Below are 23,054 nucleotides of genomic sequence, written 5' to 3' on the forward strand. Positions count from 1 at the left end.
GCGTTTGCCCAGCTCAACCCCTAAACTCCAGCACACGTGTGACTACGAACTGCGGAACCCGGGCCTACGCTTCCTGCTCATTGCCTTCATCATCGTCTGCGGGCCGCCCGAACGACTCCAGCATCCGCTCGTCGAGGGAACCGGCATCCCACGGGTCGTCGCCCAGTAGCCGGTTTTGGAGCAGCTCACGGAGCAGGAACAAACCGATCTGCACCCCGTTGAGCTTGTCGTCGCCGACCTTGACGGTCCAGGACTTCGGCTCCGACCCGTGCGCGATCGCGGACCGGATGCTGTAGAACTGCTTCAACAGGTTGTATGTGGCCGCGGCCGGAATCCGGCGCGCCAGCGCGATGGCGGCCCGTTGCGCCATTCGGTGGGTCAGCGCATCGACCTCCTTGCCGACGAGCGCCTCAATCCCGATGGCCACGTCGAGCACCTGGTCCTCCGCGCTGTCCCGGAACGTGGTTCGGCGCAAGCGTCGCGCCGCCATCTGGACGTTCTTCGGGGCAGCCTTCAGCGACTTCGCGATCCGGGCAATGTCCGCGATCTGAGCAGCGTCGATGGGGGTCATCTCGTTGGCCCACTGCCGGCCGCTGAGGACGTCGGGATAGGCGCGTCCCCTCCACGCCGCCCACAGCGGCGGGAGGTCTTGCATCCAGTTGGCGGCCCAGCCGTCGGGCCGGACGAGCACCTGCGCGTAGCCAGTCGCCTTCTCGGTGACGATGTGGACAGCCTCAGTCGTGTTGCGCACCTCATCCTCGAAGAGCGTGAACGGGATCTGCTCGTTCAAGTCGCGGAGCGTGTTGGGGAAGGTGACACCACGCACCACGACGGCGTGGGTTGCGCCGGCGGCCACCCACGGCGACAACTCGTCCTGCTGGAGCCAGTTCAAGGCGCGTACCCGGTGGTCGGCCTCGGTAAGGCGTTCGATCCAGACGTTGCCGTCGATATGCACCGGATCGTGGCTCACGAACGCCACCGCGACCAGGGGCACGACGATGTCGCCGGACAGTTCCTTGGCGAATCGGGCGCGTTCCAGCTGCTGGTAGATGGCGCGCAGCTCGTCGTCCGTCTCAGCGCCCAAGGCGTCGGCGCGGTTGAGGATGACGCCGACAAGGCGCCTGGCGATCTCGAACTCGGCCTGTCCCCGCACCTCGGCTTCATCGTGGTCCGCCATCCGCGGGGCCAGGATGCTCACACCGCGCAGCAGGTCGGGATCCCCCATCGCCCTGCGGCTGATCTCCCGCACCGCATCGGCGAGAGGGGGAACCTTGCCCACCAGGATCCGCGTAAAGCGGTTCTCGTTGACGTCGAACAGTTCCGACCAGTCGATCAGGTCGCTCTTGGTGCCCATTCCGAGGGTGTCCTTGGTGACCTGGGGCCAGCCGGCGTCGTTCTGCCGATACGCGACGAGCGGCTGGCGCGGGACGTACGCGTTGCCCGCTGCGAAGTCGCGTCCGGCCTGCCGGGCCGCCTTGATAGCCGGCAAGAGCAGCTCCCAAAGGTCCGGGCGCAACAAGCCCTGGTCGTCTTTTGCCATCGTTCCAAGATGTCAGGTGTACCCGGAGCCGCCGAGGGGGCGCGCCGCCCGAGCGAACTGCGGGCAATGAGCGCCTACGCGAAGGCGATCCACACATCCCGGACCGATCGGTAAGGTCCCTCCATGGCTGAGGTAGCGCCCCTCCCGACCCAGCTGCTCGCCGTCCTGAACGCTGGCGGTCAGCACGCCTTGGCCCGCACCATCGGGGACCTCGCGCGCAACTGGCTGGCTGAGCACGGCTGGGCCGACCACCTCAGCGAACTCGACTTCACGACCTACCAGGATCACTACAGCCTGCCGCCACGCGGCTGGCCGGTCGTCGCGATCATGCGTAACAGCGACAAACAGCTGGAAGACATGGTCTTCCTGGAGAACGAGGGCGGCTTCTGGGAGTGGCTCGACTCGCTCGGCCTGTACTTCGAGACGGACTCCGCCGGCGTGCACGAGCTAAGCGTGCCCGACCACATGCCGTTGAGCCTCGAACTGCACAACCAACTCGCCACCTTGCAGGCGTTCGAGTGGCACGCGTACCTCGTGGAGCCCGACTACACGACGATATACCGCACGGTCTTCGAGCATTTCGGTCGTCACCCCGAGCACTTCAGCGATCTCCACTGGCGCGGGTTTGAGCAGCTGTGCGCCTCGGTGTTCACGGCCCAGGGCTACACCACCGAACTCGGCAAGGGGCGCAACGACGACGGCGTCGACATCCGCCTCACCGCCCATCCTGTCTACGGGCAGCAGCTGACCGTCGTGCAAGCGAAGCGGCAGAAGAAAGAAGGTCGCGCTGAACCTAGTTCAGGGCATCCTGGGCGCAGCTTTCGGCGAAGGCGCCGACCGGAGCATCTTCGTCACCTCCAGCCGCTTCCTTCCCGGCGTCGAGAGGTGGACCCGCGCCCATCCCACCGCCATCCCGCTCGAACTTGCCGACCTGCAGAAGCTCGCCGAATGGTGCCGCGAGCTTCCGCCCGAGGCTGCCTGGCTCCGGCAGCAGGCGGCATCGTGGAGCCTCGGCAACGCGAAGATCGTCGTCGCGTCGCGGGGGTCCGAATGATCAATTCGGCATGGGCGGCTGTCGTCGCCGAAACCCGCTTGGCTGCTCGGCTGATTCCGCTCGATGCGCTCTACGAACGGATGCCCACCGACCCGTTGCGGGGCACCGAGACGCCCGACCTCGCGGGCGCGGTGCTCGAAGCCGGTCGGTCGTTCACCGCCCGCCGCGTCGGCGACGGGTACGCGGGCGATGACGGCCAGTTCTACCACGTGTGGGACCGGAAGCCGCGGTACTTCGACGACGCCGACTGAGGACTTGGATCCCGCGCGGCGTCAGCCGCTCGTGCCGTGGACCGGGCACGCCGCCGAGCTCGCGACCCGCACGCCCAGTCCGGGCCCGGACGGCACGTGCGGCCCGTGCCGACGTCCGGCCGGTGCTGGTTCTGTGCCGCAGGCGGAGCGGATCCAGCACATAGGGCGGTATCCGCCGCGGGGGCCTGCCGTCCGTGAGCACGGTGCCGGCGCAGGGCGGCGGCCAGCTGTTCCTGCCGACCTCAGCGCTGGGTCGCGTCCATGCCGTCAACGTGTCCGATCCAAGGAAGCACCGATACTTATCGCGGCTTGTGCATAGTGGACACGTATGACCGCGGAGGACAGGACCGTCGGGCGCGGGCTGGACCGCGCGGCCAGTAGGTCGAGCAGGTGCGGCCGGGCGACCGGGGCGCCGGACCGCACTCCAGGGCACGCACGCACCGCCTGGCCCGGCGGCCCGGTGATTTCAGTCGGCGCGCCGGGGTCGACGGGAGTCTGCGAGCCGGTCTTGCAGGCGGGCGTGCCGAAACTGGTACACCGGGCCGACGCTCCGGAGAATTTCGCGCGCGTGCGCGTCCTGGAGAAAGCGCATGCTGAGCGGGGCGGCGGTGGGATTTCGGCGTAGTTGCAGGAAGGCCAGATTAGTGCGCCACCAGTTAGAGGCACCAACCAGGCCGCCACACGCGATCGTGCCTCCGAAGCCGATCCCGGCCAGGATTCCGGGCACGAGCCCGTGCGCAAAGCCGTTGCCGAGGCCGAGCGGTATCCCGAAGGTCAGGCCGGCGGCGAGAGCGAAGGTCAGGCTGCGGCCGCGGTCGCGCCGCCACGAGGTTTCCGGAGCGACGGCGAGGTCTGTCTCGTCGGAAGGACGCGCGAACCCGACCATGAGACCGAAGCCACAGCCGCTGACCAGGCCAGCGACCAAGCCGGCCATCAGCCCCTTGGTCACCCCGTATGAGAGGCCGATCGGGAGACCAGCCGCGAGCACCGTGGTTGGATCGACCCGCAACAGGATGTTTCGCCTGGGCAAGACCCTTCTCGCGGCACGCGCGGAGGCAAGGCCGACCGCGATCCCCACCGGCGGTCCGAGGATGTAGAAGGTCTGATTGGCGACGGCGATGCCGGTCGAGAGCCCGACCAGCGACGCGATGGCCAGGTTGGGTCTTGCCGCGAACGCGGTACCGCGACCGATACGAGCAGCCCAGGGGGCGGTGGCGTCTCGAAGCTCCGAGACGAGTCCGGCAAAGAGGCCGAAGGTGAGGCCCATCGCGGCCCCGTATACCAATCCGAACCTGGCGCCGGTCGTGCCTCTCACCGTGTACTCGCCGAGGGGCCCGAAAACGAGCACTCCCACCAGCGCGTTGATCACGAGGCCAAGACCCCCCGCGGCGAGGATCCGAGGAAACGGAGAGGCCCAGTGATGCATGCGCCACCAGGCCAGGTCCCGCGTGCGGCGTTCATTCATCGTGCTCGCGAGGAACTCCAGGCACGCCCTGGCGACTTCCAACCGGTAAGGCCCCGGACGCCCTATCGGCGGTGGCTCGTACTCGACCCGGACGACCCGGTCCAATAAGTAACGATCGATCTCGGCGCGAGAACCGAACCGCCTCTCATCTAGTAGTTCGTCAATCTCGGATGGCGCTGGAAAGGCGTCGCGGACGAGCGTCAGGTTGAGCGGCGAGTCAAGCGCCTGCGCGAATGCGCTCTCTGGTTTCTCCTGGAGACGTTCGATCAGCTGTTGCTGTGGCGCCGCAGCGGAGTCGAGGGCACAACGCGTGAGGTAGCTGGCGGCGTCGTAGACAGGAATCGGCAACAGTTCCAGCGCGACGGCCCCGTAGAGGTGGCAGGCACCCACCGCGGCAACCAATTCGTCGGTACGGGCCATCATGACCAGGCGAAAGGTTGCCTGGCGGTTGAGCGCTTCCAGGGCAACGGCGCGCAGTTCGGGCACCATCTCGTCGAATCCGTCGAGAAACAGCGCGATCCGGCCGGCCCGGACGAGGCGACGGGGCGCGTTGGGCCCGTACTGCGTGGTGAGCAGAAAGGGGAAGTCGCGAGCCAGGCTTTCCGCCAGCCAGTCATCGATGTGCTGGCGGCGGGGATCCCAGCTGCGCGCGGTCAGCAGCACGGGAACGGGCACCTCGCCCCGCTCGGCATCGTCCAGGTCGCGACGATGGCGCAACGCGGTGATCATGGTCAGCAGGGCGGTGGCGGACTTGCCACTGCCCGGTTCACCGAGGATCAGCATCCGCCCGGATCGGAGCCCGCCGTAGACCGTGAAGACCTCCTCCAGGTCACCGGACCGCACGGTCTCGGCGGTAACGGGCGGGATCCCTGGCAAAGGCGCGAAGAGGTGGCCAACGGGTGTGCACGCGAGGGTCTCTCGCAGCGGTCCGGTGACCGGCTGCTCCGAGTTTTGCCAGCGCAGCGGGATCGGCGCCGGCAGCAGCAGACGACGGTGGTGTGCTACTCGGTCCCACTCCAGCCGTAGGGCGTCGGCCAACGCATCAGCCGCTGCCAGCAACTGTCGTGCGTCATGACCGTCATAGTGTCGCCGAGGCCGAGGCGAGGTGGTCGCCGCGGGCGGTACCGCCGGCTCGGGTGCCACGCCGGGGTCGGTGGACTCGTCCGCGGTATCGCGGTGCCGCCTGGCGGCGGCCCATCGGCTCCGCCACTCGGTCGCGTCGCCGCCCAACTCGACAACGATCCGCTCGGTGATATCCCACGAGGGCAGGCGCTTGCCATTGAGCGCTTGCCAAACGACAGTGCGCGAACACCGCGCCCGCGTGGCGAGGGTTTGCTGGGTCGGCGCACCAGCCTGATCGTACAGATGTCGGAGTTTGGTCGAGAACGCCTTCAGCGAGGTATCCGCAATCGCCTCGTCGCGATCCGTACTCACGGCGCTCCCACTTCCCCCAGGTCGAGGAAGACTTGTTGGAAGATTGTTCGAGGTTTGTTCACCGCCCCGGACAATAGCCCGCCCAGCGCGCTATAACAAAAGGGCTGGCAACGGCCAGTACAGGGTGCCCAGCCTTGATCCATGCGGACGACCTCTGCCGAGAAGCGGGTCGCCTTTGCATTCCGAAAATTGCTCGCAACACAAACATGGAGAATTTCTTGACCGAGGTGCCGACCCTCCATGCTCAATCCCCAGAGCAATCGATATCCGTTGAGCCGGACGCTACGGGTGACAGCCCGGACAACTATCGACGTAGACACGAAGGGATACGCGACTTCCTACGCGTCTTCGACGAGATGCGAGCTCGCCCCGGCTGGCGCCAAGGGGACAGGCCCCTGCCGATCCTGCTGATCGACGGCCCGGACGACGCGACCGTGGCTGCCGCCCAGGCACTGGAGTCTCGATGTGCGGGAACGCCGTACGCCCGCGTCCCGGACTCCGCGGAATGCCGTGACGGTCAGCGGCCGTCCGATAAGTGCGGCGCGCCCTACGGGTCGCTATCTCGTCATCTGCGCGAGTGCGCGCTAGCGCTGACCGCGGTCGCGCCGCGCGGCGAGGCGCGCCTGCGCTTTCCACTGCTCACGCACGTGCTATGGCTGCTCGAACTGCCGATTCCGGAGAACACGAGCACGCATCAGGTCGCCGAAAGGGCTATCAAGCAACGTCGCAGTCGTCTGTACGAAGGTCAGGACCTGCAAAGCTTTTGGGCAAACGTACGCGCCTACGCGGAAGGGCCGCTTCCCGCATGGGCCGCGGCGGCGGCCTTCCTCAGCGTCGCGTGGGCCACTCGGCTGGCCACGCTGATCGGACTTGTCGCGGTCCTCTCTCTCGTCGCCGCCGGCGTGGTGCACGTCCTTCTCCTGTCACGCACCTGGGCTGGCTGGCGCCGCTACCGCTGGTTCCGGCGTCAGCCTTTCGCATTGCCCGAACACCGCCGGAACCGGGTCCGCCGCTTCAGGGACTTCGCCACGGAGGTGCTGGAGGTTCGGCGGCGAGCGGAGAGCACGCCGGCGAATGCGGACAGAGACGATCCGGTCGCTGACGACCGCACCAAGCAGCGTGCCAAGAAGGAGGCGAGGGACGCGGCCAAAGAGATCGAGCTACTCCTGGTCAATGCCTTCCTGGAGGACCTCAGGCAGGGCTACGAGCGCCGACTGTGGACATTTCCCTGGCGTCGCGTGGCGTGGGCCCGAGTCGTCTATCCCGTCCTCCAGGTAAGTAGCGAGAACTGCCGGCTCGTGCGACGGATCGAAGAGGTCCGATCCGACACCTGCCTCTCCGATCCGCTCCTCGTCGTCGGGACAGGAAGGAGCGACGGCTCGTCCGGGCGCCAGCGCGAGGTCCGAGCCGCCGTCCGGCTGTCGGCCCGTCCGGACGGTGCCGAGACCATCTGGCAGGGCTGGCAGGCGAACCTGGCCAAGGACCGCTCCTGGTCCTCCCGGCGCTGCTTGGAGATCGAGGTTGCCAGCGAGGACGCCAGCATTCTCGAGAAGCTTGCAACCACCGCGCCGCCGGGCATCCGCCCGCCGCTGCTGGCCCGTCCCTTCTTGCCGTTCATCGTCGTGACGGCCCTGGTCGTCTCGTCGTTGGTCTACGTCTACCTGACCACCACCCGAAACTGCGCGGACGGGATACGCCGAACGCCCACAGGGGAATGCGTGGGAGTCAGCGACGGCGGCTTCGCCTACCATCCGCGGCTCAAGGCGATCCTCGGCGCGATCCACGACACGAACGCCGACATCGTGGCGTCCGGTCGTCCGTACGTAACGGTGGTCTACATCGGTGCCCTCAGCCTCCCGAGGAACGCACCGGCAGGCGCGGACGATCTGCTCGCGGACGTCCACGGGGAGCTCGCCGGAATGGCCGTCGCACAGCACCAACTCGTCGAAAACGGCAACGACGGCACAAAACTGCAGGTCCGCATCCTCCCGGCGAATGCCGGCGCCGGATACCAGTACGCCGACGACGTCGCCCGCGACGTCCTGGACCTCGCCGACCGGGACGAAAGGGTGGTCGGCGTGATCGGATTGGGCGAGAGCCGCGAGGAGGTACAGAAGGCCGTCGAGCGGCTTGGCACCAAGGCTCTTCCGACGATCAGCACGTCGGCGACCTACGATGGCCTCGGCCGCGTCGGCAGGCAGTACATACCCTCCTTCTTCGCGCTCTCGCCGCCCAACAGCGAGCTGGCGACGGCGGCCGCGTACTGGGCGCGGCAGGGGTTGGGTAGCGGAACGCCTCGTCCAGCGCGGACGGCCGCGGTCTTCATGGACACCACGAGCAGTGATCTCTACAGCCGGGACCTCGGGGAACGCTTCGCCACGGCGTTCGGGGCGGGCGCGCAGAGAGTCGAGTTCGAAGGCGCCTCAAGCCTCGACACGAAGATCCCGCAGGTCTGTTCCGCCGTGCCTCCGGACATCATTTACTACGCGGGCAGATCCACACAGTTCGGCGCCTTCATCGACTCCCTTGAGAGGTCAGGATGCGATGACATCACGGTGATGGCGGGTGACGCGGTGACCCAGTACGTAAATGACCACGGCGAGCGGCTCGGGCGTAGCAATGGCCTACGTCTCTACTACACGCCGCTTGCCTCGCCCAGCAGCTGGTCACGCGTGCCGTCGCAGTTCAGGTCGAACTTCTACGACGACCTCGATCCCCTGCTCGCGCGGCATGGGATCGAAAGGGCAGCGTCCGACCAGCGGCCATCGCGGGAGTACGCGGCGCTCGGCAAGGACGCCGCTGAAACTATCGTGCGTGCGGCACAGCTGGCATTCGACGGTCAGCGCCTGTCCTTCGCGGACCGGCCGACCGTGGTGGAACGTGGGGGCGTCCTGGCCGCCCTCGAGAAGCTCGCGCCGGTCGACGGCGCGAGTGGGCTGCTCAAGCTGCACGGTGCGGCGGACGGTCATCACGCGCTCGATCGGCCCGTGCTACTCGTGACGGTCGACGAAAACGGTCAGCAGAATGTCGTACGCTTCTGCGGTCGGCTCTACAGCAAGCAGACGCCGTCCGACTGCCCCGCGCCGCCGCCGTCCTGACTGGACGGCTACGAACGCTCGGCGAGCAGCCCGAGCCGGTGGGCGACGCGGCCGCCGCCCTCCACCCCGTTGGCCACCGCGAGAACCGCCGTAGCAGGATTAAACAGCGTGTGCGATGACCGCCCACCGCAGCGGCGGAGTTATCGCGAGTACACACAGCGCGCGTGCGACGCGGCCCACTGCTGAGCGCCGCGCCGGCTGGTCAGTTGTCGTCGGGCTCTGGGCCGTCAGGTGGTGCCTCATCATCGAAGTCGCGGATCTTCGCCAGCGTCGCCACGATGTACCGGCCGCGCCTCGTAAGGTTCCACACGTGGTGGCCGTTCGTCCGCTCCCGTTGGATAAGGCCGTCGGCGGCCAGCCGTTTCAGGTTCTTGTTCAGCACGCCTTCAGTCAAGTCGCTATCGATCTCGCGCACCCGACTGGATAGTTCCGTGTAGCGCAGGGGACGTTCAGCGAGGTGAGCGAGGATGACAAGATCCCATTTGTGGCCGAGGATCTCGGAGAGTCGCCGCAAATGGTCGATGTTCACCCACACCCCCAAGTTCCCCGTGTCCCCCCGCTTTGTCCCGTTTGGCGCGGGCATCGTGCAATTTGCAGATCCACTTCACAGAGTATGCGGACGGGTGTCAAGGTCCTAACGGATTTACATGCGACGATCTCGGCGGATCTACGCGCTATGCCGCAAATGCCCGCGCCGCAGGCGGTTGCCTGCCCGACTCATCCGGTGTGGACCCATGTGACCGGGCTACCGTGTCGCCTTGATCCTGTCGGGAACGGGTACGAGCGCGTCGAGTTCGTCGAGGAGCTTAACTAGGTGGGCGCCGCGCTCGGTCAACGCATGACGTCCAAACGGCCCGGCTGGTGAGGGCACGACCGCACCGATGGCCACAAGCCGCTGCACCGCGGCGTTTAGGGCTATGGCATCTGTGTCTGCCGGGAGGGCGTCCTCAAGGGCTTTGCCCTCGTCGATTGCCTGAAGAGACTCCAGGGCCAGCGGCTGCATGATGAGATTGACGGCCGGGCTAAGATCACCGATTTTCGATGATGCCGTCATTTTCGGTTCCCCCAGGCCCTCGTGGGAAGGCAAAGCAAACACGACGGTTGATCTTCGCGGTTGCCGCGTGTACGGGTCAGTGTGAACCCGGAGCCAGAAATCAGCAAGAGGCGCGTTTGAGAGCGTCTGATCCTCGCACCGCAGGGTCCGCATCTATCGATACGCATCTTGTGGTGCGTACCTTGCGGAGCTGGTGGAACCGGCCGCTCATGAGGTAGACCGGGTTGTCGGATCAGCACGCGGTACGGAGGAACGCGGTGGTCACACGGGGGAGGACGGCCCGGCCGACTGCGTGCAGTTGGCGTGCTCGCGGCCATGTGAACGCTGCCGTCGGAGCGCGGCATTCCGCAACCAACCTTGCGACTGGCCGCGTGCGGCGTTCGTTCACTCGGCGGCCTTCCAACTCACCGCGACGCCGGGAGTCATGCCCGGCGGCGGAGTGGATCTATGGGCTCCTCGCGATGACGTGTCCGGCGGCGGCCTCCGCAACGGCCAAGCGGATCGACGGTGACACGCCGGACATGAGGGTCGATGTATGGGTGGCTGGCGGCGCATCCTCGGGACGTAGGCGGCGCGCTGGGTGTCTCGGGCAACCGCCACACGGCGTCGCATCGACCGTCAGCTCCAGGAGGTTGGCATGAACGTACGTGTGACGCGTCGGCGGCGTTTGGCGGGTGTCCTTGTGCTGCTGGCGTTCGCGTCCGTCTTCGCGGCGTGCACCGACGATGAGGCGGGCTCACCGGCGCCGGACCCCGCACCGGCGTCGAGCAGTCAGACGTCCAGCGTGGAACCGAGCATCGCCTCGGCGCAGCAGCAAGCCATCGCGGCGTACGACGGCTACATCCAGACGTATGCGCTGGCATCGCAGGCCGCTGACCCGGACGACCCCAACCTTGCTCGCTACGTCGCCGACCCACTGCTGGGCCAGTCCCGGCGGAACATCCGGAAGCTCAAGGACATCGGCGCCGTGCAGGTCGGCGCGCAGAAGGCCAGCGTCGTTCGCAGCGAGGTGAACCTTTCCGCCAAGCCACCGACCATCACTATCTACTCCTGCCTGGACTTCAGCGAGATGAAGGTGGTCTACAAGTCCAACCAGTCGCCGATCCCCGGCTTCTCGATCAGCAAGACCAAGGCCCCTGCCGTCGTCACTGTGTGGCTGTACGAGACCGGTCAATGGCTGGTCAATGCGACGAAGGAGGGGAGCCACTCGTGCTGACCCGTCGGCGGGCTCTTGCAGCGATGGTCTTGGCGGCCGGGCTGATCCTCCTAACGCCAGATGCTGGCCGTGCCGACCCGCCGGCTGAGTGCGACAAGACAACGGACCCGCTGTGCCAGATCGAAGACACCGACCCCGGTGGTCCCGGCGACCCCGACAACGGTGGCGGCGGTGGCGGCGGCTGCACTTGGGGTGGGCAATCAATCCCTTGCTCTGACCCGGATTACGGCTACTACGTCGGCGGCGGCTGCTACTGGAAGGCCCTCGTCCCGCAGCCGAAAGACGCCGAGCCGCCGCCGGGAAAGGATCCGGCCAAGGGCAAGTGGGGCGTCCGGTACTGCTACACCGCGCCGGGCTCGGGCGAGGTGACCCAGGTCTACCAGTGGATGGACGACGGGGCGATCGCGCCCACCCCGGAGGAACTCGCCGAGCGGGCGCTAGCCAAGCTGAAGTTGCGCGGTGCGCAGATCGGGGTGGCACCAAAGCCCAACGGCAAGGGCGCGGTGGGCCTGCCGGTTTGGCTGTGGACCGCGGTCACGCCTGGCACCTGGGGACCGCAGCGGGCCAGCGAGTCGGCTGGTGCGATCACGGTGTCGATCGAGGCGAAGGCCCACACCATCGTCTGGGATATGGGCGACGGCCATTCGGTGACATGCAACAACCCCGGCACCCCGTACGAGGCGAAGCACGGCCTGGCCGAGTCGGCCGCCTGCGGCTACAAGTACCTGCGACCCAGCATCACCACCACCAACCCAAACGGGCGCTACACGGTCGCAGCCACCACCCACTGGCGGGTCGACTGGTCCGGCGGCGGGCAGACGGGCGTGCTGACCCCGACCAGCCAGTCCCAGACAACCGTCCAAATCGGTGAGATCCAGGTGGTGAAGAAATGACGCAGGCAGCCATTAATCGGACGGGCCCCACCCGCGCCGCGTTGCCCGGGTCTGGCCTACCTGCCCCGGCCCCCACACCGGTCGGGCGGCTGCCCCGCCGTCGCCGCTGGGGCATGGTGGCCCTCGGCGTGATCCTCGTGGTCGTCTGCGCCGTGTTGGCCTACCTGCTGGTGGTCACCGCTGGGATTACCCGCCCCTACCTCGCCGTAACCCGGGACGTGCCGTACGGCACGGTGATCGGACCGGACGACCTCACCGAGGTGGAGGTCAACCCAGCCGCCGGCCTTCAGCCCATCCCGGCCAGCCAACGCGACCAGGTCATCGGTAAGCATGCCGCCGCCGACCTCTACCCCGGAACGCTCCTGACCGCCAAGCAACTCACTGACCTTGCCATCCCCGCACCCGGCCAGCAGGTGGTCGGCATCGAACTCAAGCCCGCGCAGGTGCCGGTCCGCACGCTCACACCCGGCGACCCAGTCGTGTTGGTCGTGGTGCCAGCGGCGGGCCTCACTGGGGTGCCCGACCCGCAGACCACCACATCAACCCGCCCGGTGAGCATCAACGCCACCGTCGCCGGCGCGGCCGGGCCGGACACCACCGGCAACGTCCGCGTCGACGTCGCCGTGCCCCAGTCCGACGGGCCTACCGTGGCCGCGATGGCCGCTGCCGGCCGCATCGCCCTCGTCGTCACCACCCGGGACTGACCGATGGCGCTGATCGCACTGTGCTCCGCTAAGGGTTCACCGGGGGCCACCGTCACCGCCCTTGCCTGCACCCTGACGTGGACGCGGCGCACCATCCTCGCGGAGTGCGACCCCGCTGGTGGTGATCTGGCCGCCGGCTATCTGCGCGAGGTCCGCCTTGACGGGCGTGGCCTGGCGCAGTTAACCGCGTCCATGCACCGCAGCCGGCTCGGCGAGGATCTGTGGGGACAACTCGTCGACCTCGCGCCCGGCAAGGGCTCCGCGATGACCCGCCTGGCCCTGCCCGGCTTGACCGACCCCGTGCAGGCCGCCGGCCTGGTCGCCGGATGGGAACAACTCGCCCACCTGTTCCGCAGCCTGGAGACCGGCACCGCTGGCTACGACGTCATCGCCGACTGCGGGCGCCTGGTCGCCGCGCACCCACCGACGCCGCTGCTGGCCGCCGCCGACGCGGTGCTGCTGGTGCTGCGCCCCACATTGCCGTCGATTCGGGCGAGCGCCACGGCGCTGGCCACGCTCGCACGCCTCGGCGCCGGCCCGGTCGGGCTGGTCACCGTCGGAGACGGCACCTACCCAGCCCGGGAGCTAGCCAGCGAGCTGCGCACGCCGCTGGTTGAAGCGCTGCCCGACGATCCGGGCACCGCCGTGGTGTTGAGCAACGGCGGGGAACGCCACCGCGGTCGCCTGCTGCGCGCAGCCTCCCGTCTGGAGCCGCAGGTGTGGCGAATCGTCAACGCTGGCCGCGCCGCCCGCAGGGCGTCCGGTCGGGTTGGGGAGGGTCTGGAGGCGCGCAGTGTCCACTGACTATCCCCGCTGGCAGCCACGCCCCGACCTGCCCGATCCGCCGACACACCTGCTGGTCAACGGCCACCACCGTCCGCTCCCCCCGCTGCCGCGCACCCGGGTGTCGGAACCGGCACGTCCGGCTGTCCCGGACGACGCTGTGGTGCGCCAACTGCACGAGCAGGCCGCCCACCTGCTGGCCGCGGAGTTCCGCAGCAACACCGATGCCACTGCCGCCGATCGGCGCGCCATCGGTGAGGACACCGCCGCCAAGGTGGTGCGCAAGTACGTCGATCAGCGTCGCGTCGCCGGCCACACCGTCCGGGACGACCAGGAGCAGGCGCTGCTGGACGCCGTGCTGGCTTACCTGTTCGGACTCGGCCGACTCCAGGCCATCACCGACCACCCGGACGTAGAGAACGTCATGGTGCTCGGCCATGACCGCGTCCGGGTGGAGTACGCCGACGGGCGAGTCGAGGACGGCCCGGCGCCGGGAACGGATTGCCGCCTGAACCGGCGGACGGCCCGGCCGGCGTCGAGTCGCCCTCGTCGCGGAACAAGCGCCGAAGACCATCTGGCGCTCGATACATCGACGGGCACCAGTCGACGAGGCCAGAGAGGCGTACGTCAAGTCAAGATCAGATGCGCGCTCATCGGCACGACCGGACGCCGGGGAGCGGCACCCGTCGTCACCTTCGGTGACGAGCGGATCGCGGCATGAGAGTGCGCTGAAGGTCTCGAGTTCGTGGCTGTGCCCTCAGGTCACCCGAAGGCGTTCGCCGCCGATTTCGACGACGTCACCGCGGTGGAGCTGCCGCCCTCGACGCAGTTCGGCCTCACCGTTGACCGCAACCTCGCCCGCGGCGATGGCGGATTTGGCTTCACCACCCGATTCCATGACGCCGGCCAGCTTGAGGAACTGGCCCAGCCGAATCATGCCGTCGCGGATCGGAACGTCTCTCATCGCTGCATCATCGGCCCTGTGAGGTGGACCAGCCCACGCGACTCGCGGCAGATCCGGACGCCATGTGAATGCTCCTTTCGAGGCCCATGTTGAGGTTTCGACCGCCGGTCGTTCGCCGGAGGTGGCGTCGGACGCACCTTGCGGCCCGGGTCGATACTCGGTGGCGTGTCTGGAATGGAGCCTCAGGACGTCAGACGGCTGAGCCGACTGTTCCTGCTGGCATGCTCAGCAGGCGACCGCAGCCCGCGACCGTCCGCAGGACATCATGGGGTGACTAGCAGCTCCAGTCCAGCGTGCCGGCCCCGGCGTCCCCAGTCCGCGGACTCGTACGGTGTGAGGGCCTGCACCATCTCGGCTACCGCTTGCTCGACATCGTTGCCATCCATCGAATGCATTGTCAGGCAGCAGCCTTCCAGGTCTTGCGTCGCCTCGTCATACCCCGGCAGCCATCCGCCATCGGCACGATCGGGCGCCTGCTTGATCCGCCGGCAGTGACGCTACGTGACGCCCGGTTGGCCGCATGAGGGGGCATTGGTAGGCGTCCTCGACTGCTTGAATGTCGGCATGTACGAGACCGGTCGTTCCGCCGATGTTGATCCCTCGACCGTCCGGACACGCGAGGACGCGATCCGCGTCATCGAGGCGATGACTGACGATCTTCGTCTTCATCCAGACGCCTGGGAGAACCCGACGCTCGCACGGTTCCTCGAAGCCCTCGGCGCGCTACTGGGAAGCCGTGCCTGGTCGCAGGCCGAGGAGCCGACTTGGCGGCTGTTCGCCGAGGCCCTGGTCGCCGCCAGCGGCTACGAATAGCAACACAGCAGGCACCCTCTTTGCGGCAGAGCCGGATGTCTGCGCGTGCCCTCTGGCTAGAGCGAGCTTGTCCTATCCCTGTGCTCTAATCCCGTCATGCATGTCGTCGTCTGCGGCGCACTCGTGGAGAACGGCGCGGTGCTGCTGGTACACCGCAGCCCGACCCGCCGGGCATACCCAGATCTCTGGGATCTGCCCGGGGGGCACGTCGAAGCGGGTGAGTCGGAACTACAGGCCCTCGCGCGTGAGATGCACGAGGAGCTAGGGGTTCACATTGTGGCGGAGTCCTCGTCACGGTTGGGCGACCTGCATGCCGGCAGTGGCGAGGACGCCGTCCACGTGGGTGTCTGGCAAATCAGAGACTGGGTCGGCTCTCCCACCAACCGTGCACCTGAGGAGCATGACGACATCGCATGGGTCGGGATCAGCGAGCTGGGCGGCCTTCCCCTCGTGTTTGGCGCCCTGCCGGCCTTGCTTCGTTCCCTGCCTGAGCCTGACCGGCTGCCTCGTCGCGACGAAGCACGGACAACCGCATCGCCGAGCGGCCCGTAGATCCATCGCTGCTCGGCACTTCCGTCCGGTTGTATCCCCTGCATCCGGTCATCGGCACGACCGAGCGCCGCCGCACGTCCGTCACGCACCGTAGCGATCGGTCTGCGGCATGATCGTGCGCAGCGTACGCCGATAGGCGCGCTGGCTGCCCACGACGCCGGATTGGGGGCTTCGGCCCGGGCCGGGGTGCACCCGGTCTAGCGTGAAGCCCGGTCAGGCCGGCTGGTGGACCGACTCGATGAAGGCGATCAGCTCCTCTGAGAGGAGTTCGGGTGCGAGCACGGGCGCGAAGTGGCCGACGCCCGACAGCTCGCGGATGTGTGTGTCCGGTACATGCCGGGCGATGTGCTCTGCCGACTCGCCCCACAGGGAAGTGAGCAAGGTTTGCTCGCCGCGGAGGACCAGCACCGGGACGCTGACCTGCTCCAGCGCCTTGGGGTCGATGGACCGCGGGCCTTCGTAGGCGCGGTCCTGCCCGAGGTCGTTGAGTAGAGCCGGGACGGCGCCCGCCCAGCGCTCGAAGAAGGTCGTCGGCTCCAGGGCGGCGACTTCGTCGTCGGTGCAGATCCCGGCGGCGAAGGCGCGCACCGCGTCGACGAGCCGGCCGTCGGCAGCAGCCATGCCGACCTTCTCCAACGCGGCGCCGAGCCGTGGCATGTCGGTTTCTCCCGAGCCGGGGACGACCGGCTCGTAGGTGGCGACGGCAATCACCGTGTCGCTCCGCGCCGCGGCGCCCAGACACCACGGCCCGCTGCCCGACCAGCCCACGAGGCACACCGGCTCGCCGATGCTGTCGACGAAGGCGGTGACGTCCTCGACCAGGCGCGGCGGGGTGTGGTCAGGGTGGTCGCCGGACAGGCCGCGGCCGCGGATGCTCGGCAGGTAGCAGGTGAACCGGTCGGTGAGGTGTGGCAGCAGCGCCTCCCAGGCGAGATCGCCGTGTCCGATCCCGCCGTGGACCAGCACCACTGCCGGTCCTTGACCCACGACTCGTCCGGCGAGTTCGGTGCCGTCGGCGGAGACGGCTCGGTGGATCCGCTTCTCGTTCATGGCGGCTGCTCCCGATCGTTTCGGCGCCGGTGGTCGGCGCGTCTTCGAAGGACGCTAGGAGCGCGCCGGGTGCCCGGGCATCGGCGGAACCAGCCGACCCGCGGCGGCTCGGCTACGCGGTTCCGCGTAGTCGCGTGCGGCTCAGCGGGTCGTGGTCATCCCGCGCTCGATGGCGTAACGGGCGGCCTGGGTGCGGGAGGTGACACCGAGCTTGTTGTAGATGTTCGTCAGGTGCCGGCCGACTGTGCGGTCGCTGATGAACAACCGCTCGCCGATCTCCCGGTTAGAGCGTCCTTCGGCGACGAGCCTCAGCACCTCGCGCTCGCGCCGGCTTAGTCCGTCGGGCGCCTCCGCACCCGGCCGGGGGACGCCCAGCAGCTCGTACGCCTCTTCAGCCCGTGTGTCCTCCGCGGCGGCGGACGCCTCGTCGCCCAGTGCCCTGTATGCCTCGGCCAGGCGGGTGCAGGTGGCGGCGACATCGTGGGGCGCGCCGAGCTCGTGCCAGCGCCGGCAGGCGTCGCGCAGCACCGGAAGGGCCTGCCCGGCGTGGCCTTCGGCCAGCAGCATCGCGCCGCGCGTACCGGCCGCCATCGCCTCCAGCCCGGAGGTGGCATAGGTCGCTGCGGTCGCGGCGAGCTCGGAGGCCGCGGCCGACGCGTCGCCCGGTCGTCCCGCGGCAACCGCGATCTCGACCGCGGCGGCGCACAACGGCGCTCTGCGCAGGGAATCGCTGCCCACGGCTGTCAGGGCGGTGCGTACGGACGTCGCGGCTCCCGCGGCGTCGCCACCCAGCAGCTGCAGCAGGGCCCGGCCGGGCTGCGGGTCGCGCCCACGGGCGTGTGCCTCGTCGTAGGCGCCCGCCGCACGCGGGTCGCCGCGCAGCCGGCGCGCTTCGGCCACGACGTACCACGCCTCGGCGGCATAGTCGATCCGGTTGGCATCGAGGTCCGGCACGACCTGCAGCGCTGTGCGCTCGGCCTCGTCCCACCTGCCGCGGATGAGGTGAAGCTGAGCCCGGTGCACCGCGCACAGACCCCCGAACGCAACCGCCGCGGGAAATGTGGCCAACCACCGCTCGGCCAGATCGGTCCACCGAGTCATCCGGCGCAGGTCGACGACCTCGTGGCACGCCGCGATGGTGTGGCAGTAGAGGATGCCGGACACGAACGGAGCGAGCTCGCCGTCCAGGACGGCGATCATCGCCTCGTCGAGCAGCCTCAGCCCGTCGATCACATGGCCCGACCTGATCAACGCGCGACCCTCGCCATTGAGGCCAATGGCCACCAGGTCGGGCTGACCAAGCCGACGGCCGAGGTCCCGCACCCGGCGTGCCGCATCCACCGCCGCCGCCGGCTGCCCGGCCCGCAGGCTCGGCTCCACCCCCGTCAGATGCAGCAGCAGCCCGTGCACCGGGCACTCCGGGACACCCTCCAGCAGGTGTCCGGCACGACCGATCCACCCCATGCCCTGCGGCTCGTCGCCCCGCGCCAGGTAGAAGACGCCCAGCACCAGGGCGGCCCCTGCGGCCTCCACCGGTCGGGAGCCAGCCAGGAACGCCTCGCAGACCGCGGCGCTGAGCCGCAGGTTGTCGTCGATGCGGCCGACCCACCACACGGCATCGGCATAGTCGGCGAGGTCGTCCGCGGCGAGTTGCTCGGTCGGGACGGCGTCGAAGCGCAACGCGGCGGTGGCCCAGTCGCGCGCCGCGTAGGCCTCCCGCGCCTGGGTCAGGCTGTGCGTGTGCTCGTCCACCCGCGTCCTCCATCAACGGTCAACAGGCTACCCACCGCTTTCCCGACCCTCAGCCCATTCAGGCTCTCTCGTGCCCGATCCGTGGGTCATGATCGGCCAGGCGGCCCTGCGATAGCTGGGGCTGGTGACCTTCGGCGTTGTGGGCAGACTGGCCCCTGCCGCGGGATAGAGCCGTGCACCGAGAGCCGGCGCCTACAGCGACGAGCCATTCCTCATCAGCGACCGCGGCTGCCCCTGTCGCGAGCTGTCATCGGCAAAGTCGCGCGTCCACTGTCTCGGGTTGAGGTCAGGTGCCGGCGGCCATGTAGGCCGCCAGGACATAGTTCGGGTGGCGGTCGAGGTTCTTACGCGCCCGGTCGTAGCGCATCGTGGTGCGCGGGTCGGCGTGCCGGGCAGCGATCTGCACGTCGCGCAGGCTCACACCGGCGTCGAGCATGGTGGTCACGTACGTATGTCTCAACATGTGCGGGTGCAGCGGCGGCAGCCGCATCCCGCACACCATCGCGAGGTGCTTCAGCCGGCGGGTAGCAGCGTGCCGATCCATCCGCCGGCCGCGGGTATTCAGCAGGATCGGCCCAGCGAACCGGCTGCCGACGGCCTGGTCGATGGCCCGGCCGACCGCCGGCGGCAACGGCACGAGCACCACCTTGCCGCCCTTGCCGCACACCCGCAGCACCCGATGGCCGTGCTCGTCACCGAGATCGCCGATGTTCGCCGCGGTGGCCTCGAAGATCCGCAGACCGAGCAGGCCGAGCATCACCACCAGGGCGAAATCGAACCGGTTGCTGGACTGGCGGGCCGCGGTAAGCAGGGCCTCGAACTGCAAATGGGACAAGCCCAGGGTGGGTGACTCCGCCGGCCCGGTCGGCCGGCGGACGTACTCGGCCGGCGAATGCTCCAGCACCCCATCGATGACGCAGGTGCGGTAGAAGCCGGTGACCACGCTCAACCGGCGGCACACCGTCGAGGGCCGGTAGCGGCGGGCCTCCTGCAACCAGCGCACATACCGTTCCACATCGGCCCGTCGCACGCCGAACGGGTCCAGGTCGCGGTCGGTGCACCAGGTCAGGAACAGACGCAGCTCGGCGTCGATGTGATAGCGGGACAAGCCCTTATACCGGGCCAGGTATGCGGCGACCGCGAGCGACACAACGGCAGGATCAGCAACAACAGGTTGGCCAGCTCGGGGCGATGGGAAGGTAGTCATGCCCTCGACGGTGCGGCCCGCATACCAACCGCCCCTGCGCCCGCCAGCACATAGCCCGCGGCGCAACGGCAGGATGGACCGTGTGTTGATCGTCCGCGCGACCAAGAAGCTCCTGGCCCGGATCGGCCCGGCCAACCTCCACGACGAGGAGTCGACCACACTGCTGGGCCCCTGGTACGCCAACACCCTGCCCTGGCGGCCGCAGACCGCGTTGTTCGTCAATGAGCGCACACTGCTACCCGCATTGGTCCCGCTCGCGCCCGCAGCTACCCTGCTCGACCGGATCAGCGATCACATCGCCACTGTCATGGCCGCACACGGGACCCCTGATGCCGTCGTCCAGAGCGAGCGGCTGCAGATGAACAAACACCGGGTCGCCGGTACCGCCAACCGCAGCGTCGTCGGAATCATGAACGAGTTCAGCTACCTGGCCACCATCTACCGCGCAAACGACCCCGGACAGACCCTGCTCGACATCGCCCTCCGGCTCGCCCAAACGCCCTGCAGCCCGCTGTACCGCAAGAACGTCAGCCCCGACCGCGAACTGGCCGCCCTACTCGAATCCACCACCTGACCAGGACCACACACCCCCACCCCGCCCGGCATCCAGCCACGCGCGCCTGGAAGGGATCTCGGAATGGGGACCGCACTCGGCGCGGCATGTAGTTAGCTGATCTTGGCGTCAAGAAACTGACCTGGAGTCGGATCTGACGAGGCGTCTCACCGACTCCTACTTGGCATGGTCGCGGAGTTGTCGGATAGAGCGAATCGCCACACGCGCCTTTAGGGATTTGGTACGATGCCGCCGCAATGCAGGCCAGAGGTCCCTGACGCACCGAACATGCTCAACTACTCAAGGATCCGACGCGAGAGCAATTGCGCCTCTTACCCCTCGGAGACGATGTGACCAGTCAGCATCGCGCCACACCTGTTAGTCAACCTGCTTCCGGATCCAAAACACGGGCTGGGCGACCCTCGGGTGGTCGGAATAGTTCGGGGGCGGCCGGAAAGTCTAGAGATCCTCTCGTCATTGCTACCTGGGTCGCCGCGATCGCCGCAGCAGTATCGGCGATCATGAGCATGATAACATCGCTCGCCGATATAGAAGGCGCGGCACTATTCTTCGGTCCGGTCATCATGATTTCTGGACTAGTGCTGCTCTGGCTTTACGGGCACTTGCGGCGGCATGGCATTGCCATCGCATCAGTCGTGTGCATCGTCATCGGTAGCATAGTCTCTTGGGAGTCAGGGCTCGAACAGCGAGAAGGAACCGCTATCACGGCGATGATCGTCACGCCGAAGGATGGTGAGAATGCTGGCCTCTGCCCAATAGTCCGAGGAATCGCGCCGATGGGGAAGAGTGACGAGGCATACTGGCTGGCAGCACAAGAGGAGCGGGCCGAGAAGCCATATCTGATCGCCCGAGTCAGTCCCAACCCGACCACGAAAATACCGCTTTGGGACAATGGACATACCGGTCTTGGACGCTTCGACCAGGTCGGCCAGAGGTTCTACCTACTGCTCCTACACACCACAGGTGGCCGAACCCTCGATGTCGCAAGCTATGTCCATCAGGAATTCCCCCTCCACGATGACATCGAGGTATCCCATAAGGTCCTAGTCACCCAGACGGCTGAGCCTGGCTGCCCCGGTTCATCGTGAACCGCAAGGCCCTGCTGACTCCCTCACATCGGCAGATGAGTGAGCAGATCAAGGACCCCCGTAGGCAAGGCCGTAACGCACCGTGGTCGGCTCATCTCGGCTCCTGGTGGGCGAAGGACGACGTGGCCGTGTTTGCGGTGGACGACCACGCCGCCCGCGCAAAGATCGTACGCGGGCCACTCTCAGCCGCAGCCCGACCGCTGCGTCGCAGAGCAGGCAGGCGACTTCCGCCAACTCGTCGACCAACCCAGGGACTGGCTCAGCACCAGTGCCCTCGCACGGATCGGATCACCGGAGAGCCCGATCCCAAGGTCAGTCGTCAGCCCAGCGCGTCTCCACGATGGCAGGTCAGGCCGCTCAAACTCGCGCTAGAGGTCATGCCCATCCCCCGCGTCGTCAGTCTTCAACTCCGAGAGCGCGTTGGAGTTCGAGTCGCCTCAAGGATCAACACCCCAAAACGGGGCTAGACCTGGAGTGTTGGGCTTGGGTGTGTGTCGGGATCGACACAAACCGATGCCCAACCAGGACAGGGCGCCGCGCCCGGTTATGCCAGTGCTACCCGGCGGCGCACCGACCATCATGCTGTTGTGCCCACCAGTACGCCGCACTTGCTCATCACCCAGCTGCTGCCGCCGTTCCTGCGCGGCGAAGCGTCCGTGATCGACCTAACCTTCGGCATGAATACGGTGGTAGGGCAGATCGCCCAGACACGGCCGCTTCACGGTGCAGAGACGGAATTGTTCGCGCTGCTCGAGCGCTGGGAGCAAGCAGGCTGGGACGAACGGCCCGCCGTGGTCGACGACCTGCGAAACCTGGCGAGGTCGATGATGGCGACGCCGAAGTAGTACGCGACGCGTCAGGGCGCCGGCCGAAACACACCGTCGGCGGCAGATCCGGACGCTCGGCGTGGTTGTCCAACTCAGCCGCGGGGATGGGTGGGCTCGCGTTACGTCGTGGTCGATGGCGGCAGGAACACCTGTTCAACCTCGGCCCGCACTTCGCTGCCCTCGAGATACAGCTCCGCCTCGAGCCAAATAGCGCCGTGACCGCCGTCTTGAGTCTGCAAGGGCAGTACGGCACACCATTCATCGGGCTCGTGTACCGGGAACATGACGGCGCGGTCGTCTTCCCACCAAGCGGACGGCAGAGGAACCAAGTTCTGCCCACCACGCCGAATCAGTGCCGCGATCGGTTTAACTGCGTGCGAGGCCACCTGGCCGGAGCGGACCAGTTCCTCAAATTTGCCGTCGGCAAGTTGACGGACGAGCGCTTCTATGGCGGCTCGGTACCGTTCACCGATCGGCACCTCGTATGGCACCACGCGCCGATGATGGCAGATCAACAGGCAAGGAAACGTCGTCAGGCGAGACTGTCGCTAGACGCTCACTTCTCAGCACACCGGACACCGGCAAGCGGCACGAGCCGTCACCTTCGGCGACGAGCGGATCGCGGCTACTTATTTAATTGGATCTACGACCTCAGCCCGGCCAGGCTAGCCTCAATACCGGTGACTTAAGGTCGTGGTGTCCGTTTGACGCGTTTCGGTTTGGTGGCGCCTGTGA

Annotated in this window: 22 protein-coding genes; 12 read left to right on the forward strand and 10 right to left on the reverse strand. The window is 67.7% G+C overall.

Annotated features, from left to right (window positions below; translation table 11 throughout):
* Positions 1-64: 64 nt before the first annotated feature.
* Positions 65-1,540 (reverse strand): hypothetical protein, encoded by a 1,476-nt coding sequence (locus V6V89_RS37130; protein WP_334624341.1) that lies wholly within the window; start codon positions 1,538-1,540, stop codon positions 65-67.
* Between the two features lie 189 nt (positions 1,541-1,729).
* On the opposite strand from V6V89_RS37130, the gene V6V89_RS37135 reads away from it, so the two are divergent.
* Positions 1,730-2,845 (forward strand): restriction endonuclease, encoded by a 1,116-nt coding sequence (locus V6V89_RS37135; protein ID WP_334624342.1) that lies wholly within the window; start codon positions 1,730-1,732, stop codon positions 2,843-2,845.
* 466 nt (positions 2,846-3,311) lie between these two features.
* On the opposite strand, the gene V6V89_RS37140 is transcribed toward V6V89_RS37135, so the two are convergent.
* Complete coding sequence (locus tag V6V89_RS37140; RefSeq protein ID WP_334624343.1) at positions 3,312-5,744, reverse strand: hypothetical protein; 2,433 nt, start codon at positions 5,742-5,744, stop codon at positions 3,312-3,314.
* A gap of 218 nt (positions 5,745-5,962) precedes the next feature.
* Between V6V89_RS37140 and V6V89_RS37145 the strand changes: the two genes are divergently transcribed.
* Positions 5,963-8,842 (forward strand): hypothetical protein, encoded by a 2,880-nt coding sequence (locus tag V6V89_RS37145; RefSeq protein ID WP_334624344.1) that lies wholly within the window; start codon positions 5,963-5,965, stop codon positions 8,840-8,842.
* Positions 8,843-9,044: 202 nt separating this feature from the next.
* Here the strand turns inward: V6V89_RS37145 and V6V89_RS37150 are convergent, their stop codons facing one another.
* Positions 9,045-9,371, reverse strand: coding sequence for a winged helix-turn-helix transcriptional regulator (locus V6V89_RS37150; RefSeq protein WP_334624345.1), 327 nt, complete (start codon positions 9,369-9,371; stop codon positions 9,045-9,047).
* Positions 9,372-9,587: 216 nt separating this feature from the next.
* Positions 9,588-9,896, reverse strand: a complete 309-nt coding sequence (locus V6V89_RS37155; RefSeq protein ID WP_334624346.1) for a hypothetical protein — start codon at positions 9,894-9,896, stop codon at positions 9,588-9,590.
* A 637-nt stretch (positions 9,897-10,533) separates the two neighbouring features.
* Here V6V89_RS37155 and V6V89_RS37160 point away from each other — a divergent pair.
* Genes V6V89_RS37160 through V6V89_RS37180 form a run of 5 tightly spaced genes read left to right on the forward strand, consistent with a single transcriptional unit; the run spans position 10,534 to position 14,213 of the window.
* Complete coding sequence (locus V6V89_RS37160; protein ID WP_334624347.1) at positions 10,534-11,112, forward strand: hypothetical protein; 579 nt, start codon at positions 10,534-10,536, stop codon at positions 11,110-11,112.
* Complete coding sequence (locus V6V89_RS37165; protein ID WP_334624348.1) at positions 11,106-12,005, forward strand: hypothetical protein; 900 nt, start codon at positions 11,106-11,108, stop codon at positions 12,003-12,005. Before V6V89_RS37160 ends, V6V89_RS37165 begins: the two co-directional genes overlap by 7 nt.
* Positions 12,002-12,709: an SAF domain-containing protein gene (locus V6V89_RS37170; protein WP_334624350.1), complete on the forward strand. Its 708-nt coding sequence runs from the start codon at positions 12,002-12,004 to the stop codon at positions 12,707-12,709. The genes V6V89_RS37165 and V6V89_RS37170 overlap by 4 nt, the downstream gene beginning before the upstream one ends.
* A gap of 3 nt (positions 12,710-12,712) precedes the next feature.
* On the forward strand, positions 12,713-13,513 hold the full coding sequence (locus tag V6V89_RS37175; protein ID WP_334624351.1) for a ParA family protein: 801 nt from the start codon (positions 12,713-12,715) through the stop codon (positions 13,511-13,513).
* A complete protein-coding gene (locus V6V89_RS37180) occupies positions 13,503-14,213 on the forward strand; it encodes a hypothetical protein (RefSeq protein WP_334624352.1) in 711 nt (236 codons plus the stop codon). The genes V6V89_RS37175 and V6V89_RS37180 overlap by 11 nt, the downstream gene beginning before the upstream one ends.
* Before the next feature lie 36 nt (positions 14,214-14,249).
* On the opposite strand, the gene V6V89_RS37185 is transcribed toward V6V89_RS37180, so the two are convergent.
* A complete protein-coding gene (locus tag V6V89_RS37185) occupies positions 14,250-14,456 on the reverse strand; it encodes an RNA-binding S4 domain-containing protein (RefSeq protein WP_334624353.1) in 207 nt (68 codons plus the stop codon).
* A gap of 263 nt (positions 14,457-14,719) precedes the next feature.
* A complete protein-coding gene (locus V6V89_RS37190) occupies positions 14,720-14,842 on the reverse strand; it encodes a hypothetical protein (protein WP_334624354.1) in 123 nt (40 codons plus the stop codon).
* 115 nt (positions 14,843-14,957) lie between these two features.
* Here V6V89_RS37190 and V6V89_RS37195 point away from each other — a divergent pair, with 115 nt between their 5' ends.
* A complete protein-coding gene (locus V6V89_RS37195; protein WP_334624356.1) occupies positions 14,958-15,269 on the forward strand; it encodes a DUF7660 family protein in 312 nt (103 codons plus the stop codon).
* A 96-nt stretch (positions 15,270-15,365) separates the two neighbouring features.
* A complete protein-coding gene (locus V6V89_RS37200) occupies positions 15,366-15,821 on the forward strand; it encodes an NUDIX domain-containing protein (protein WP_334624357.1) in 456 nt (151 codons plus the stop codon).
* A gap of 213 nt (positions 15,822-16,034) precedes the next feature.
* On the opposite strand, the gene V6V89_RS37205 is transcribed toward V6V89_RS37200, so the two are convergent.
* The 3 genes from V6V89_RS37205 to V6V89_RS37215 form a co-directional block, all read right to left on the reverse strand.
* A complete protein-coding gene (locus V6V89_RS37205; RefSeq protein ID WP_334624358.1) occupies positions 16,035-16,871 on the reverse strand; it encodes an alpha/beta fold hydrolase in 837 nt (278 codons plus the stop codon).
* 141 nt (positions 16,872-17,012) lie between these two features.
* Positions 17,013-18,623 (reverse strand): LuxR C-terminal-related transcriptional regulator, encoded by a 1,611-nt coding sequence (locus V6V89_RS37210; RefSeq protein ID WP_334624359.1) that lies wholly within the window; start codon positions 18,621-18,623, stop codon positions 17,013-17,015.
* A 286-nt stretch (positions 18,624-18,909) separates the two neighbouring features.
* Positions 18,910-19,773 carry a tyrosine-type recombinase/integrase gene (locus V6V89_RS37215; protein ID WP_334624360.1) on the reverse strand — a complete coding sequence of 288 codons (864 nt, stop codon included), beginning with the start codon at positions 19,771-19,773 and terminating at the stop codon, positions 18,910-18,912.
* A 139-nt stretch (positions 19,774-19,912) separates the two neighbouring features.
* Between V6V89_RS37215 and V6V89_RS37220 the strand changes: the two genes are divergently transcribed.
* The 3 genes from V6V89_RS37220 (at position 19,913) to V6V89_RS37230 (ending at position 22,337) form a co-directional block, all read left to right on the forward strand.
* Positions 19,913-20,404: a DUF6933 domain-containing protein gene (locus V6V89_RS37220; RefSeq protein ID WP_334624361.1), complete on the forward strand. Its 492-nt coding sequence runs from the start codon at positions 19,913-19,915 to the stop codon at positions 20,402-20,404.
* Between the two features lie 500 nt (positions 20,405-20,904).
* Positions 20,905-21,492 carry a hypothetical protein gene (locus V6V89_RS37225; protein ID WP_334624362.1) on the forward strand — a complete coding sequence of 196 codons (588 nt, stop codon included), beginning with the start codon at positions 20,905-20,907 and terminating at the stop codon, positions 21,490-21,492.
* Positions 21,493-22,079: 587 nt separating this feature from the next.
* A complete protein-coding gene (locus V6V89_RS37230) occupies positions 22,080-22,337 on the forward strand; it encodes a hypothetical protein (protein WP_334624363.1) in 258 nt (85 codons plus the stop codon).
* Positions 22,338-22,438: 101 nt separating this feature from the next.
* On the opposite strand, the gene V6V89_RS37235 is transcribed toward V6V89_RS37230, so the two are convergent.
* Positions 22,439-22,813, reverse strand: coding sequence for a DUF7668 domain-containing protein (locus V6V89_RS37235; RefSeq protein WP_334624364.1), 375 nt, complete (start codon positions 22,811-22,813; stop codon positions 22,439-22,441).
* Between the last annotated feature and the right edge of the window lie 241 nt (positions 22,814-23,054).

It is taken from the genome of Micromonospora sp. CPCC 206061 (assembly GCF_036906915.1).
In the GTDB taxonomy this organism is placed as follows: domain Bacteria; phylum Actinomycetota; class Actinomycetes; order Mycobacteriales; family Micromonosporaceae; genus Phytohabitans.